Source organism: Gulosibacter chungangensis (genome assembly GCF_008831155.1).
GTDB classification, from domain to species: domain Bacteria; phylum Actinomycetota; class Actinomycetes; order Actinomycetales; family Microbacteriaceae; genus Gulosibacter; species Gulosibacter chungangensis.
Map to the genome: position 1 here is coordinate 52,150 of NZ_WBKB01000008.1, position 15,555 is coordinate 67,704.

Below are 15,555 nucleotides of genomic sequence, written 5' to 3' on the forward strand. Positions count from 1 at the left end.
AAAGAGTAGTCGAGAGCGCTTGAGGGATCGCTAAGTCGTGACTGGATGCGCGAAAACAGTTGCGACAAGAAAAAATGCCGCAGGCGGTGATCCGACACGACATATTGCGCGTGTCAGTACCGTCTGCGGCACTTGGTAGCGGCGCCGCTAGGGCGACCGCTTGAGAGCTTGGCGGGCTAGAGGCTCGCGAAGATCTCCTTCATGATGTTTGCGGTCTCGGTCGGGGTGGTCCCCACACGAACACCGGCAGCCTCGAGGGCTTCCTTCTTCGCGGCAGCGGTACCGGCCGAACCGGTCACGATCGCACCCGCGTGACCCATGGTCTTACCCTCGGGAGCGGTGAAACCTGCCACGTAGCCGACAACGGGCTTGGTGACGTTGGCCTTGATGAACTCTGCGGCGCGCTCCTCAGCGTCACCACCGATTTCACCAATCATCACGATCGCCTTGGTCTCAGGGTCAGCCTCGAACGCCTCGAGCGCGTCGATGTGGGTGGTGCCGATGACGGGGTCGCCGCCGATACCGATGGCGGTCGAGATACCGATTTCACGCAGCTCGTACATCATCTGGTAGGTCAGGGTGCCCGACTTCGACACGAGACCGATGGGGCCGGTGCCGGTGATGTTTGCCGGGGTGATACCCGCGAGCGAGACGCCCGGGGTGATGATGCCGGGGCAGTTCGGGCCGATCAGGCGGGTCTTGTTGCCCAGCTCCTGCACGCGTGCCCAGGCCTCGGCCGAGTCCTTGACCGGGATGCCCTCGGTGATCGCCACGGCGAGGGGGATCTCAGCCTCGGCGGCCTCGACGATCGCGCTCTTAGCGAAGGCCGGCGGCACGAAGATGACGGTGACGTTCGCGCCGGTTGCCTCCATGGCTGCCTTCACGGTGCCAAAGATCGGCAGTTCCTTGCCGGCGAGTTCGATGGTCTGCCCGGCCTTGCGGGGGTTCGTGCCACCTACGACATTCGCGCCAGCTTCGAGCATGCGGGTGGCGTGCTTCGAACCTTCCGAGCCGGTGATGCCCTGAACGATGATCTTGGAGTTCTCGTCAAGAAAAATCGACATAGTTCTTTAAATCCTTATTCCGTGTTTGGCGCGCTTAGGCGTTCGCGAGTTCTGCGGCCTTGTCAGCGGCCTCGTCCATGGTCGGGACAACGGTGACAAGCGGGTGGTTGAAGTCGGCGAGGATCTGGCGACCCTCTTCGACGTTGTTGCCGTCGAGACGGACCACGAGCGGCTTGCTCGCTGCATCCCCCAGGGTCTTCAGCGCGCCGACGATACCGTTTGCCACGGCGTCGCACGCGGTGATGCCACCGAACACGTTCACGAATACGCTCTTGACCTGCGAGTCACCCAGGATCACGTCGAGGCCAGCGGCCATCACCTCAGCCGAAGCGCCACCACCGATGTCGAGGAAGTTAGCGGGCTTGACGCCACCGTGCTTCTCGCCAGCACCGGCAACCACGTCCAGGGTCGACATCACGAGGCCAGCACCGTTACCGATGATGCCCACCTGGCCGTCGAGCTTGACGTAGTTGAGGTCGTTTTCCTTGGCCTTCTCTTCCAGCGGGTCGAGGTTGCCAGCAGCCGCCTGCAGTGCAGCGTGGTGCTCGTGACGGAACTCGGCATTGTCGTCGAGAGTCACCTTGCCGTCGAGTGCGATGATGTCGCCCTCGGCGGTCTGCACGAGCGGGTTCACCTCAACGAGGGTGGCGTCCTCGTCACGGTAGACCTCAAAGAGCTTGACGAAGACGGGAACGAGCTTCGCGATCTTCTCGTCGTCAAAGCCGGCGGCACGAGCGATCTCTTCCGCCTTGGCTTCGTCGATGCCGACGATCGGGTCAACGGCGATGCGAGCGAGTGCCTCGGGGCGTTCCTCGGCGAGCTGCTCGATCTCCATGCCGCCCTCCTTGGAGCACATGGCGAGGTAGTTGCGGTTCGCACGGTCGAGCAGTACCGAGAAGTAGTATTCCTCTTCGATATTGGCGCCAGCGGCAACCATGACACGCTCTACGACGTGGCCTTTAATGTCGAGCCCGAGGATGGCCTTGGCAGCCTCAAACGCCTCATCAGGGTTCTTGGCTACCTTGACGCCACCAGCCTTGCCGCGACCACCGGTCTTCACCTGTGCCTTGACAACGGTCACGCCGCCAAGCTTCTCGGCGGCCGCTTTGACGTCCTCCGGGGTGTCCGCCACGATGCCGGCCAATACCGGTACACCGTGAGCTTCGAACAGGTCGCGCGCCTGATACTCGAAAAGATCCACGTTTCTTCCCATCCACGGCAATTGCCGCGTTGTATCGCTCGATGGAGCCTTCAGCTCGACCGAGCACGAAATTTGTGAGTAAGGATGGACCGGCCATGCACCGGATTTGGGCGTTGCACTCAACTATCCGACGCATCAGCGCATCCGACCCCAAAGCCTACTCCACCAAATCGGCGACTTTGTAATGTATCCCCCAGCATCACCGCGGGCAACTTCTCCACCCTTCGTCGGACAGCGCTCGGTTGGGGAAGGAAGTACGCTCTTGAGGTGGCTTCCTCTACTGCGTCCCGAAAACCGCTGTTCTTCCGGTTGATCTGGGTCTTCTTGACACTCATCATCGCGATCGCACTACTCAAACTGGCGTTCTTTTCCGGCAGCTCATCGGAGGCTGCAGAACCCACCGGCACGCTGGAAGCACCGCTGGTTGCGGTAGAACGTTCCACCATTACAAACACCTTCGTGGTGTCGGGATCGGTGAGCGCAGATTCCGGCGTTCCGGTGCGCGCCACCGAACAGGGCACTGTCACGGAGATCTATGCCGCCAACGGGGCGAAAGTTGCTAAGGGTGACACGCTCTTTGAGGTCCGCGAGCAGACCGGCGAAACCGAGCCGCGCATCCTCACCGAAGGTGACCCCGAGGCGGGAATCGAGCCCACCTATTCCGAACCGGAGCCGATCTATTCCTATTACACGGTGACCGCCCCCGCGAGCGGCACGCTCAGCGGGTTTACGCCGCTACCCAAAATGAGCGTCAGCATCGGCGAGGAAATCGGCCAGATCGGCCCCGGGACGTTCACGGTCGTGGCCGATCTCACCGCCGCAATGCAGTATCGGATGCTCGACCAACCCGCCAGCGCCACGATCACGATCTCGGGTGGCCCGGCCCCCTTCGACTGCTCGAGTCTCGAGATCGGCGCTCCGATCGAGCAGGATGCGCCGGAGCCGCAGATGGTGGATCCCTATGCCTATGACCCGTATCTCGCCGAAGAGTCTTCCGGCGCCGCGAATGTCACCGGACAGATTCGCTGCGCCGTCCCCGAGGGTGAATCGGTCTTCGCCGGGCTCAATGCCGAGATTGAAGTGACTGCCGGTGTTGCCGAGGATGTACTCGTGCTGCCGGTCACCGCGGTGCGCGGCGACTACGCGACCGGGATTGTCTATCTCGCCGCCGGGTCGGATGCGCAGGGCGATCTGGCTGGCGCCGACGCGGTCGAGGTGAACGTCGAGCTCGGGCTGACCGATGGCGTCTACGTCGAAATCACGTCAGGCTTGGAGGAATCCGCCCTGGTGCTCGAATACGTACCGAGCGAAGTGCCGGTCTATGACGAGTACGCCATGTACGAAGAGGTCTACTAGTGAGCGAGCCGGTGCTCGAGGTCAGCGAGGTAACCCGTGCGGTGACTCTCCCCGACGGCAGTGAGCTGAGCATCCTGCGTGGCGTGAACCTGCGGGTCTTCGCAGGTGAGCGGGTCGCGATCCTCGGTCGCTCCGGCGCCGGGAAAACTACCCTGCTGAATTTGCTTGGACTCATCGATCGCCCGACCTCCGGATCGATCAGGTTTCGGGGTCAGGATGCCGCGGCGCTCAGTGAGGCGCGGTTGGCGAAGCTGCGCGGAGCATCCGTCGGGTTCGTGTTTCAGCAGTTCAATCTGCTGGAGAACCGCACCGCGCACGCGAATGTCGTGATGCCGCTGCTCTACGGGTCACCGAAGCAGTTCTGGCAGCGCGAGCGGCTCGCGCTCGAGGCCCTCCGCGCCGTTGAGCTCGCCGACCGTGCCGATCAGCTCCCCCGGCAGCTTTCCGGTGGTGAACAGCAGCGGGTGGCGATCGCGCGCGCACTCGTACGGCAGCCAGCACTGTTGCTCGCCGATGAGCCGACCGGAGCGCTCGATGTCGGCACCGGACAACTCGTGATGCGGCTGCTGGCGCGGATGAGTGCCGAAACCGGGTCGGCCCTGGTCACGATCACCCACGATCTGTTTGTCGCGGCCACGGCCGAGCGCATCCTGCTGCTGCAAGACGGGGTGCTGCGCGAATGCACTCTCGATGAGGCGGAGCAGGCGCTGCGGGCGGATGCACGCGAGCGGGAAGCAACCGAACTGCGAGATCGCGTATGAGCACCCGAGCCAAAAAGCCTCGCCGCTCGCGAATGAACGCGGACGATCGGCAGTCTCATCAGCCCGGCGAACGAGCCACCGCATGGATCGCGATGCTCGTGGATGCGTGGAGTGAACTGCGGGTCAACCGGCTGCGGATCCTCCTCGCACTCGTGGGCATCATGGTCGCCGTAATTGGGCTCACCGGCGCGCTCGGGGCGGGCAGCATCCTCAAGGACACCCTCATTGAAACCGGCGAACGCCAATCAGGCCGCACCGCGACCGTCAGCGTTTCGCTGAGCCCAAGCAATTCGGTTACGCCGCAGCAGCAGCTTGAGCTGCTCCGGAGCCTGCCGACCGACTATGGCGTCTCCGATTGGTCGATCGTCTCCTCCCAAATCGGCACGGTGCTCACCCCGCAAAACCGACACTCGGTCAGCGTGACGGGCGTCGATCCTGCCTATCAACAGATCTATCGCGTACCGGTGGTGCAAGGCCAGTTCTTGACCGCGCAGGATGCGGATCGGCTGGCACCGGCGATTGTGGTGAATGATAAACTTTGGGAACGGCTCGGGTCGCCCAATCTCGCCACGAATCCCGGCGTCACCTTCCTGGTTGATCATCACGAGCAGACCGCGGTGATTGTCGGGGTTACGGCCAATACCAGCGAGTGGGATGAACCGCTCGCCTATGTGCTCAACGAACAGCTGTCGCTCCTCACCGCCTCGGATTCGATCGACTCCACCCGACTGTCGATGTGGGTGCCGGAAGCAATCGCGGATGAGCTCGCCATGCAACTATCGACACAGCTTGAACCGCTCGGTATGTTCACTTCGCGCGATGACTGGGCGAAAGACAATGCCGCCGCGATCGTCGGGCTGCAGTGGGCGGTGATTGCCGCGGCCGCCGGTATGTTCGGGCTCGGCGCGCTGGGGCTGGTGAATATCAACCTCGTGACCATGCAGCATAGGGTGCGCGAAATCGGGATTCGACGCAGCTACGGCGCGACCACCGGACGAATCTTCCTCGGTGTGCTGCTGGAGTCGGTAGTAGCCACCTTTGTAGCCGGGTTCGCGGGAGTTCTGATTGCGGTGCTGCTCGTGCAGAATCCGCTGGTCGAGTCGCTGCTGCGTTCCATCGGGGTATATGAGCCGAGCCCGTTCCCGCTTCAAGCGGCATTGATCGGCTTGGGCGCCGCCACCCTCGTCGGCGCAATTGCTGGGGCGCTTCCCGCGTTGACGGCCACCCGGGTACAGATTGTGGATGCAATCCGGTACTAGCCGGGTAGCCTCAGTCGGTCTCGGAGACCTCGATCGTGTCGATCAGGCCCGACTGCAGATCGGGGCCTCGCAGGAGGGCCGCCGCAACCGGATCCGGTTCGCGCTCCTCCAGGGACGGTTCGATCGGCACTGGCAGTTCAGCGAGCGGGATATCATGCCCGGTCTCGCCATGGCCCTCTTCGCTCACCGCTACCGTGTCGTCAGCATTCGTGCCGTCAGCGAGCAGATCGGAATTCGCTGCTTCGGGGATCGGCACGACCAGCGCGAGCTGGCCGGTGTGGGTGCCGAGTTCGCTGATGGCCGCAATATCGGCCTGGCCGAGGGTGCCAACCTGCGGCTCGAACTCGGGCTGTGCATCCTTCGCAAGATACGGCAGCGTGATTGGCGCCGTGATCGGGTCCAGCGGCGCAGCCACGGTGACCATGTCGGGTGCCAGACGAACGCAAATCACGCCGCCAACGACCAGGGCGACCCCAACTAACTGCACTTGGGCCGGCACTTCGCCGAGCAGCAGGACGGAGATCACGATCGCTGCGACCACTTCGAGGAGCCCGAAGAAGGACGCCATGCGGGAGCCGAGGATGCGCGCGGCTTTGATGCCACCGAGGTATGCGAACGCGGTGCCGAGCACCACCACGAACAGCAGCGGCACCCACCAAGCGACCTCGCCGCCGAACATAGTCACCGTGCCGAAGGTCGCGGTAATTGGCGCGAGCCCCAGGGCGGCGAGCACAACCATCATCACGGTGCCGACCAACATTGCGCCGCCGATCAGCGCGGCCGGCGGCAGGTCTTCGGGCACGGCGGCCGCCATGAGGTAGTAACCGCAGGTGGTGAGCGCCGCGCAGGCCGCGAAGCACACGCCCGCCCAGTTAATGCCGCCCTGGTTGCCGAAAATGTCGAGCGCGAGCAGCAGCCCGAGGATGCTCAGCCCGGCACCGATGAGTGACATCACCGCCGGTCGGATGCGCGTGCGCGCCCAGGCGAGAAAGAGCAGCAGCACCGGAGCGAGGTACATGATCAGCAGGGCCAGGCTCACCGGGAGCAGCTGGACTGCCGAGAAGTAGAGCAGCTGACTGCCGCCAACCGCCACGATGCCGTATCCGGCGATCCAGCGTGCGCGTCGTAGCCACACCCTGGGATCGTGTCGAGTCTGGATGAGCCCGAGCGGCAGCAGAATAGCCGCGGCTCCCAGAAGTCGTGCGAGGACGGCCGCGGTTGGCGACCAGCCTTCAAGTAACAGTGGTTTCACGAAAGGCCCACAACATGCAAAAGCGACCGCCGTAAGTACAGCGATCGACATACCCGTGGCCTGCCGGCGTTCCAACACCGCCACCACCTTTCCAAATTCAAAACGCCAACATGGTTCGGATGATCGTAGAAGCGAAAAGAGGCGACACGCAATCGTTATGAGATCTGAGAATATTGTTTTCTGTGCGCGCTTTTAAGAATGTTTAATTCGGCGGAAAAGTTTGACCAATTCCTCTGCCCACAGCACAATCGAGGCCATCGCGACGGCGATAATCCAGTGCTGCAGATCGAGCGCCGCGGTGCCGAAGGCGACCTGCATGAAAGGCACGTGCACCACCGCAATTTGCAGTACCACCCCGAGCACCACTGAGGCCCACAGCCAGCGGTTGGTGAACAGGTGCGTGAACGCCGATTGGTCGGCCGAACGCGAGTTGAACACGTTGAAGAGCTGCGCCATCACGAGTGTGGTGAACCCGGCGGTGCGGGCGACTTCGAGCGAGTCGCCACCCTCAATGAGGCCACCCGGCAAGAACATGTCAATGGTCAAGAGGGTGACCGCGCCCATCACGAGTCCAATGAAGATCACCCGTTCCCACATCGCCCGGTCAATCACGTGGTCATCGAGGCGGCGGGGTTTTCGTTCCATAACCCCGTCCACGGCCGGATCGAGACCGATCGCGAGCGCCGGGCCGGAATCGGTAACGAGGTTGATCCACAGCACCTGCGTGGCCAGCAGCGGCAGTACCACTCCTGCGCTGTCGGGGTGCTTCAGCCCGATTATCCCGGCGAGCAGCACCCCGAAAAACACCGTGCACACTTCGCCCATATTGGAGCTCAGCAGGTATCGCAAAAACTTCTGAATATTGTCGAACACCACCCGCCCGCGTTTGACCGCCGAGACGATGGTGGCGTAGTTGTCGTCGGCGAGAATCATCCGCGCGGCTTCCTTGCTCACCTCGGTGCCGGTGATTCCCATAGCGACCCCGATGTCGGCGGATTTCAGCGCCGGGGCATCGTTGACGCCGTCGCCGGTCATCGCGACGATATTGCCGTCGCGTTGCAGCGCATCCACGAGCCGCAGCTTGTGTTCCGGCGCGACGCGAGCGTAGACATCCACCTCGTGCGCCGCAGCCTTCCGCGCTTCGGGGCTCAGCGCATCCACTTCGGCACCGGTGAGGACCCGTCCCGCCTCCCCGGATATGCCGAGTTGGCTCGCGATGCTCGCGGCGGTGACAGGATGGTCGCCCGTGATCATCACGGTGCGGATGCCCGCCCGATGTGCCTGCGCGATGGCTTCCTTGGCTTCTTCCCGGGGCGGGTCGATGATGCCGACCACGCCCATGAAGCACAGTTCGCGTTCATCGGCTTCGGTGAACTCGGCCTCGGTCTCGGGGACCTCCTTGTAGGCCGTCGCGAGGGTGCGCATCCCTTCGGCAGACAGGTCGGTGATGGCTCGCGAGATCTCGGCGCGGCGCGCTTCAGTGAGGGGGCGGATGCTCGTCCCCACGCGTTCTTCCGTGCACAGCTCCAGCAGCACATCGGGGGCACCCTTCGTGTAGAGCCGCCCGAGGTGCACCACCGACATGCGCTTTCGGGTCGAGTTGAAGGGCACCTCCGCGATGCGCTCCCCCGGCATGCCTCGTTTCGAGTCGAATTTGGGCCAGGCCACGAGGAACGCGGCCTCGGTGGGGTCGCCAAGAATCTGCCATCCCGCTTCGCCGCGATCCAGTTGCGCGTTATTCGCGACGGCACCGATAAACACCGTCGCTTCGGCTTCTGCGATTGCGGCTTCTGCGATGTCGGCGCCGTTCGATGAGGCTGCCGCCTCACCTTCGGTCGGGTCATAGCCACTGCCGCTGAGTGTGACGGTGCCGCTTGCGGTCACGATCCGTCTGAGGGTCATCTCATTGCGGGTGAGGGTGCCGGTTTTATCCGAGCAGATCACGCTGGCGGCGCCCAGCGTTTCAACCGAGTGGAGGTCTTTCATCACCGCATTGCGCCGGGCCAGCGCCTGCACTCCGATGGCGAGCACGAGCGACAAAATCGCGGGCAAGCCTTCGGGTACGGCGGCCACCGCAAGCGAAACTCCAAGCACGAGGATGGCCACCCAGTCGCTCGGATTCTGCAGGTCGCTCACGAGTGCGAGCACGACCATGACGACCACCGCGATGGTGACGACGACGATTCCGAGCCACCGCGAGATCCGGCGAATCTCGCGCTTGAGGGGTGAATCTTCCTGCGCGGTACTCTCCAGCAGGGTCGCGATCGCGCCCATTTCGGTGCGCATCCCGGTCGCCGTCACCACTGCTCGCCCGACGCCTTCTACGACGCCGGTGCCCTTGAACACGCAGTTGCTGCGATCGCCGAGCGGCGGCGGCGCGGCATCGGGGTCCACACCGCCAATCGCGGCAAGGTCTTTGTCCACCGCTTCCGACTCGCCGGTCAGCGAGGCTTCTTGGATGCGCAGATTGGTCGCCTCGAGCAGGCGCGCATCGGCACCGACCGCATCGCCTTCTTCCAGCAGCAGGATGTCGCCGGGTACAAGTTCGCTCGAGGGCACGCGGGCTTTCTGGCCGTCCCGCAGTACCGTCGAGGTCGCCGCTGACATTTTCGCGAGCGCCGCGACCGCATCCGCGGCCTTGTTTTCCTGGACATAGCCGAGCACCGCGTTCAGCACCACGATCGCGGCGATGACCACTGCATCCACAGGGAGGCCTCGCGCTCCTTCGAGCAGCCAGGCGAGCAGTGAGATCGCGATCGCGATGAACAGCAGCGATACGAGCGGATCGCGGAACTGTTTGAGGAAGCGCTGCCAGCGAGTCTCCTGGCCCGACTCCTGCAAGTCATTCGGCCCGAAGCGCTCCTGCCGGAGCGCGGCTTCGGTCGCGGTGAGGCCGTGTGTGTCGTCCGCCCCAAATGCGGCAAGCGCCTCGGCGGCCGAGAGTTGCCAGGCAGGTTGGATGGCGGCTTGCTGCTGGTGCTTACCGTCGTCCGTGGTCACGTGGCCCGCGTTCTTTGTGCCTTAGAGCTTTTCGAGGGGTGCGACCTTGATCAGCAGCTTCTTGCGGCCGACCTCATCAAATTCCACTTCGGCGATGCGCTTGGCTTTCATGCCAGTCACGGCGCGCACGGTGCCCTCACCGAAGTCGGTGTGCTTGACCCGGTCCCCCGTCTCCAGCACGAGGTCGGCGTTGTCCTTCATCGCCCCGGTGATCTGATTGTCGAAGGTGCGGTTGCCGCGAGTGGGTTTGAATTCGCTTTTGAGCCCGGCGCCCTGCGGCATATCGCCATAGGAGCGCGAGCCCACCGCCCGCCGGCCGCCAAACCCGCCACCATTCCCGTAGCCCGAGCCGTAGCCCGTCGCGTTGAGCGCCCGCGGCCGCTCGCCACCGCGTGAGGTGGCGATGCCGGGCGACTGCCGCCAGGCGATGAGCGCTTCTGGAATTTCCTGCAGGAAGCGGCTCGGCATCGCGACCGAGGATTCCCCGTACTGCGTGCGAGTCAGCGCGAGCGAGAGGTGCAGGATCTTCCGCGCGCGGGTGATGCCCACGTAGAAGAGGCGACGTTCTTCGGCGAGCCCGCCCGGTTCATCCGCGCTCATCTTGTGCGGCAGCAGCTCTTCTTCCACGCCGGTGATCCAGACCGCGTCGTATTCGAGGCCCTTCGCGGTGTGGAGTGTCATGAGCGACACCGCACCCGATTCGTCATCGAGTTCGTCGGCGGCTGCAACCAGCGCCACCTCCGTGAGGAAATCAACGAGCGTACCGTCCGGGTGCTGCTTGTCGAATTCCTTCGCGACGTTGATGAGTTCTTCAACGTTTTCGGCGCGCGCGTCATCCTGCGGGTTGTTCGTGGCGCGCAGCTTTTCAATGTAGCCGACGCGCTCGACGAGTTTCGCAAGCATGTCGGAGACCGGCACGGCGCCGGTGTTCCGCGCCGGGTCAATCGACTGTTCTGCCTCGACGAGCACGTGTTCCAAGTCGAGGATGGCGTTCGTCACCTTCGGACCGAGGCCGAGTTCGCGAGCGCGGCCCATCGCCTCGCGGAAGGTGATGTCATTGTCCTGCGCGAACAGCGAGATCGCCGTCTCCGTCGAGGGCCCGATCCCTCGCTTGGGTGAGTTAATAATGCGTCGCACCGAGAGCTCATCCGCGGGGTTCGCGATCGACATCAGGTAGGCGACGATGTCCTTCACCTCGGCACGCTCATAGAACTTCGTGCCGCCGATCAGCCGGTAGGGCACGGCCGAACGGATCAAAATTTCTTCCAGCGCACGGGTCTGCGCGTTGGTGCGGTAGAACACCGCCATGTCGTTGAAGTTCGTGCCCTGATCGTGCAGTTTGTGAATCTCATCCGCCACAAACTGCGCTTCATCGTGCGCCGAGTAGCCGGTATAGCCGACGATCTTCGCGCCCTCCCCCGCGGCGGTCCACAGGTTTTTCGGACGGCGATCGAAGTTGTTGCCGATGACGGCGTTCGCGGCATCGAGGATGTGCTGGGTCGAGCGGTAGTTCTGCTCGAGCAGGATCGTTTCGGCGCCCGGGAAGTCCTTCTCAAACTCGGTGATATTGCGAATATCGGCACCGCGGAAGGCGTAAATCGACTGATCCGAGTCACCCACGACGGTGAGCGAGGCGGGCGGGATCGACCCATCTGCAGCGAGCCGGATGCGGGTATCAGCGGGCACGTGCTGCGGCTCGCTGCCGCGGGTGAGTTCGCGAATCAACGCGTACTGCGCGTGGTTCGTGTCCTGATACTCGTCGACGAGGATGTGCCGGAAGCGACGCTGATAGAGCGCGGCGATCTCCGGATAGGCACGGAAGAGCCACACGGTCTGGGCGATGAGGTCATCGAAGTCGAAGGCCTTATTGCGTTCGAGCTGTCGCTGATACTGGCGATAGATTTCCAGGATGAGCTGATCGCGCGGGTTCGTGGAATCCACCTGGCGCGCAAAGCCGTCCGGGTCGATGAGTTCGTTCTTGAGGCCCGAAATCCGATTCTGCGCGGTCGAGACCGTCACCCCCATCGACTCGGCTTCGAGCGCCTTGACGATGCGCTTGATGAGTGCCTTCGAGTCGGCCGAATCATAGATCGTGAAGCCCTGGGTGTAACCAAATTTCTCGGCTTCGCGGCGCAGGATGCGCACGCAGGCCGAGTGGAAGGTGGAGATCCACATCCCCTCCACGGCCTCGCCCAGCAGCTGCCCGACGCGCTCGCGCATCTCGGCAGCCGCTTTATTGGTAAAGGTGATCGCCAGAATCTGGCTCGGCCAGGCTTCGTGCGTGGCGATCAGCGATGCGATGCGGTGCGTAAGCACGCGGGTCTTTCCCGACCCCGCACCGGCAATGATCAGCAGCGCATCGCCGCGATACTCGACGGCGGCGCGCTGGGGCGGATTCAGACCCTCGACGAGGTCGGCAGGAATGGCAGTGGGAGGCAAGAACGTCATGGCTCCACCATCCTAAGCCGCACCACCGACATCCGTGCTGGCGTCGATCTTGCCCTAATCCGCCTCGCTGGTGAGTCCATGACCGCGGCGGATGCTGTCCCGTGGCACACCCGCAAGGATTCATTGGTAGGGCCCGGGAATCTCCTGAATTACAGCGTTAGCGGTACCCACTGTGCGCAAGGCTGCAACATTCCTGCTTGCCGCAGCCACAGACTGAGACGAATCACCGGTGGAAGCTGCCGCGGCTTCCTGCTGAGCAAAGGGGCTTAGAGATGAGTTCAACCGCATATGACATGGATGGCGACGGCTACAACGAGACGCTAGCGCAAGACACCAATGGAGACGGATACGACGACACCGTACACGTCGATACGGACGCCGACGGGTATATCGACACCACCTACGTCGACACCGACGGTGACGGCATCACGGATGTGAAGGGTATTGACGCGAACCAGAACGGCTACTACGAAACCATCGCCGAGGACACCAATGCTGATGGGTATCTCGAAACGGTCTACACCGACACGAATGAGGACGGCTATTACGAGACCACTCAGGTGGATACGGATGCGGACGGCTTCATCGACCAGACGTTTATGGACACCGACGGCGATGGAGTGCTCGACACCTAATCACACGCGGTCCTCACGCTCCAGCAGCGCGCGCACGCGATCGGGCGCATCGGCGAAGACACCGTCCACTCCCGTCGCGATGATGGCGCGCCAATAGTCCTCAGGGCGGCCCAGATAGGCGGGCGGTAGAAACTCGTCCTCGGCTCGAAGTGTGTAGGTGAACACTTCGAGCCCACGGGCGTGCGCAGCCGTGACGAGTGGAGCGTCGAGGAGCGAAGCGCGCACCGAGATCCCGTCGAAGCGTTTCGCGGCGTCATCGAGGCCCGCGGCAGTCAGCCGCTCTGGGCCTTCTTCCCCGGGCAGTACCTCTTCGGCGGCTGCGACGAGCAGGATGCGCGTCCCGGGGAATCCTGCCTCGCGGAGCCGATCGAGGGCCGAGGCTTCAAAGCTTTCGATGCGCAGATCGCGCAGGCTCTCGAGGTGCCACAGCCCGTCGAGTTCTTGCGCGAGTAAGTCGACAAAATCGAAGCCCAGGGTGAGGCAGCGGGCATCGTGCTTCAGCTCGATCACGAGCCCGCAATGTCTCCCGCAGACCTCCGATTCTTCGGCCACGATTCGCACCAGGTCGCGCAGCCGCAGGATGACCTCCTCCCCCGAGTGCGCGGCGGAGGTGAGGCGAAGCTGTGGGATGCGCTCGACCGCACGCAGCCGCTGCAGTTCAGCCCAGGTAAAGTCTTCCGCGAACCAGTCTGTGTCCCGCCGCCTGTCGGCAAACTCGGGATGTTCGGCAATATCGGTGGTGGATGCGAGCTGCGGCTCGTGCCGCACGAGCAGCACGCCGTCGCGGGTCGGCACGACATCGGGCTCCACAAGATCGGCGCCCTGACGGATCGCGAGGCGATAGCTCGATTCGGTGTGCTCAGGCAAATATGCCGGCGCACCCCGGTGGCCGATGATCAGCGGTGACATGCTGCCATGGTGCCTGTGGCCGGTGAACGCGAGCCGAGCATCCAGCGCCGAGACAACAATGAAGGCGGGAAACGCTGAAGGCGGGGCCACCGTTCAAGGTGACCCCGCCTTCAGAGCGTTGGTAGAACTCCTAGTCGTTGCCGCGCAGGATGGCGATCAGGCGCAGGATCTCGATGTAGATGAACACCACGGTCGAGACGACCGCGTAGGCCGCGATCCAGCCGTACTTGCGCGGTGCACCCGAGCGGGCACCGTTCTCGATGTACTCGAAGTCACCGATGAGCATGTAGGCGCCCATCACCACTGCGAAGATACCGAGGAGAACACCGAGCGGGATGCCGAAGATCTCCACACCGGTGCGCAGACCCCATGGGTCCTGCGAGACGCCGGTGAGCATGAGTCCGACGTTCACGAGCGAGAACACGAGGTATGCGGCACCCGCGATCAGGAAGAACTTCGTCACCTTCGGCGAGGTGCGTACCTTGCCCGAGGTGAACAGCGCCAGCGTCACACCAACCACGATCAAGGTCGCCAGCACCGCCTGTACGACGATCCCCGGGTACAGCGATTCGAGGGCGACCGAGAAACCACCCACGAGCAGACCCTCGGCGACACCGAAGATCATGATCAGTGGCACGCTCGGTTCCTTCTTGAACGCGAGAATGATGCCGAGCACCAACGCGGTAACCGAACCGGCAAGGGCGAGCATCATGCCGATGCTCGGGCCGAGGAACCAGGTGATCGCCGCGACGACCAGAACCACACCGAAGAGCGTGGCGCTCTTGGCGATCGAGTCCTCCACGGTCATCCGCCCAAGCTGATCCTGCGAGGGGGAAGGCATGTTGTACTGGTGGTCCATCGCCTGCGGCGAGGGCATCTGCTGGTACTGGCCCTGGTACGTGCCCTGCACGTACTGCCCGTTCTGGCCGTAACCCTGCTGCGGGTAACCCTGCTGAGGCTGCTGTCCGTAGCCCTGTTGCTGCTGTCCGTAGCCCTGTTGCTGCTGCGCCTGGCCGTTAAAGTATGGATTTCGTTGTAGTGCTGAACTCGCCATATGAGTAAGTCTCCGGTCTCGTGTCATGCGACACACGTTGGCCGCGTTCCCGACAGTCTAGAGAGGGAACGAGACGCGCGCTCGCAGCATTCCTCCCACAGCGTGAAACATCACGAAAATTGTCTGTGAATTAGCCAGATCGCGTGTGCTATTTGGGCGTGTGCTAATCGATCGCTTCGACCTCGCGCTTCGCGTGCAGCAGCAGTCGCGGCAGGATGAGGAAGACGGCCAGTACGCCCGCGGTCACCAAAATGAACGGCAGCGCCGCGGTCGCACCGAAGAGGATGCGCAGGGCCAGGCCGCTCGTGACCGTCACGGCAAAGATGAGGATGCCGGTGGGCCAGGGTGCCGAGGGCTGCATTTTCGTGAGCTTCACGATCAGCCAGGCGATGAGGAGTGCCCCGAGGAACGGTCCCGCCGTCACAAACACCTCGATGACGCCGAGGGTTTGTGCGTGGCTTGATCGTCCGGCGATCGCGAACACAATCACGAGCACGACATCCACCACAAAGGGAATCCACGAATTGCGCGTGTAGGCGCGGCGAAGCTTCTGCATCCCGCAATGCTATCGAGTCTCACCGATGCCCCGACTCGCAACCGGGGGTTCACCTCCCGG

At 63.3% G+C, this 15,555-nt stretch carries 12 protein-coding genes; 4 read left to right on the plus strand and 8 right to left on the minus strand.

Features of this window, described 5'->3' with window-relative positions; translation table 11 throughout:
• Positions 1-176: 176 nt before the first annotated feature.
• Entirely contained in the window at positions 177-1,064 is an 888-nt protein-coding gene (gene sucD, locus F8O05_RS11845) for a succinate--CoA ligase subunit alpha (RefSeq protein ID WP_158052962.1), read from the minus strand.
• 34 nt (positions 1,065-1,098) lie between these two features.
• Positions 1,099-2,265 carry an ADP-forming succinate--CoA ligase subunit beta gene (gene sucC, locus F8O05_RS11850; RefSeq protein ID WP_158052963.1) on the minus strand — a complete coding sequence of 389 codons (1,167 nt, stop codon included), beginning with the start codon at positions 2,263-2,265 and terminating at the stop codon, positions 1,099-1,101.
• A 267-nt stretch (positions 2,266-2,532) separates the two neighbouring features.
• Between sucC and F8O05_RS11855 the strand changes: the two genes are divergently transcribed.
• From F8O05_RS11855 to F8O05_RS11865, 3 genes are read left to right on the plus strand one after another with little or no spacing between them, the layout of a single operon-like run.
• A complete protein-coding gene (locus tag F8O05_RS11855; protein WP_158052964.1) occupies positions 2,533-3,621 on the plus strand; it encodes an efflux RND transporter periplasmic adaptor subunit in 1,089 nt (362 codons plus the stop codon).
• Complete coding sequence (locus F8O05_RS11860; RefSeq protein ID WP_225735887.1) at positions 3,621-4,382, plus strand: ABC transporter ATP-binding protein; 762 nt, start codon at positions 3,621-3,623, stop codon at positions 4,380-4,382. Before F8O05_RS11855 ends, F8O05_RS11860 begins: the two co-directional genes overlap by 1 nt.
• Positions 4,383-4,414: 32 nt before the next feature.
• Positions 4,415-5,641, plus strand: a complete 1,227-nt coding sequence (locus tag F8O05_RS11865; RefSeq protein ID WP_192497162.1) for an ABC transporter permease — start codon at positions 4,415-4,417, stop codon at positions 5,639-5,641.
• Between the two features lie 10 nt (positions 5,642-5,651).
• Here the strand turns inward: F8O05_RS11865 and F8O05_RS11870 are convergent, their stop codons facing one another.
• From F8O05_RS11870 to F8O05_RS11880, 3 genes are all read right to left on the minus strand, one after another.
• Positions 5,652-6,944, minus strand: a complete 1,293-nt coding sequence (locus F8O05_RS11870) for a DMT family transporter (protein ID WP_225735896.1) — start codon at positions 6,942-6,944, stop codon at positions 5,652-5,654.
• Between the two features lie 141 nt (positions 6,945-7,085).
• Positions 7,086-9,893, minus strand: a complete 2,808-nt coding sequence (locus F8O05_RS11875) for a cation-translocating P-type ATPase (protein WP_225735888.1) — start codon at positions 9,891-9,893, stop codon at positions 7,086-7,088.
• 21 nt (positions 9,894-9,914) lie between these two features.
• Positions 9,915-12,341, minus strand: a complete 2,427-nt coding sequence (locus F8O05_RS11880; RefSeq protein WP_158052967.1) for an ATP-dependent helicase — start codon at positions 12,339-12,341, stop codon at positions 9,915-9,917.
• Positions 12,342-12,613: 272 nt separating this feature from the next.
• Here F8O05_RS11880 and F8O05_RS11885 point away from each other — a divergent pair, with 272 nt between their 5' ends.
• Entirely contained in the window at positions 12,614-12,976 is a 363-nt protein-coding gene (locus F8O05_RS11885) for a hypothetical protein (RefSeq protein ID WP_158052968.1), read from the plus strand.
• Here F8O05_RS11885 and F8O05_RS11890 read toward each other — a convergent pair whose 3' ends face one another.
• From F8O05_RS11890 to F8O05_RS11900, 3 genes are all read right to left on the minus strand, one after another.
• Positions 12,977-13,975 carry a glycerophosphodiester phosphodiesterase family protein gene (locus F8O05_RS11890; protein ID WP_225735889.1) on the minus strand — a complete coding sequence of 333 codons (999 nt, stop codon included), beginning with the start codon at positions 13,973-13,975 and terminating at the stop codon, positions 12,977-12,979.
• 40 nt (positions 13,976-14,015) lie between these two features.
• Positions 14,016-14,939 carry a Bax inhibitor-1/YccA family protein gene (locus F8O05_RS11895; RefSeq protein WP_192497163.1) on the minus strand — a complete coding sequence of 308 codons (924 nt, stop codon included), beginning with the start codon at positions 14,937-14,939 and terminating at the stop codon, positions 14,016-14,018.
• A 163-nt stretch (positions 14,940-15,102) separates the two neighbouring features.
• A complete protein-coding gene (locus F8O05_RS11900; protein WP_158052970.1) occupies positions 15,103-15,495 on the minus strand; it encodes a DUF3054 domain-containing protein in 393 nt (130 codons plus the stop codon).
• Positions 15,496-15,555: the final 60 nt, after the last annotated feature.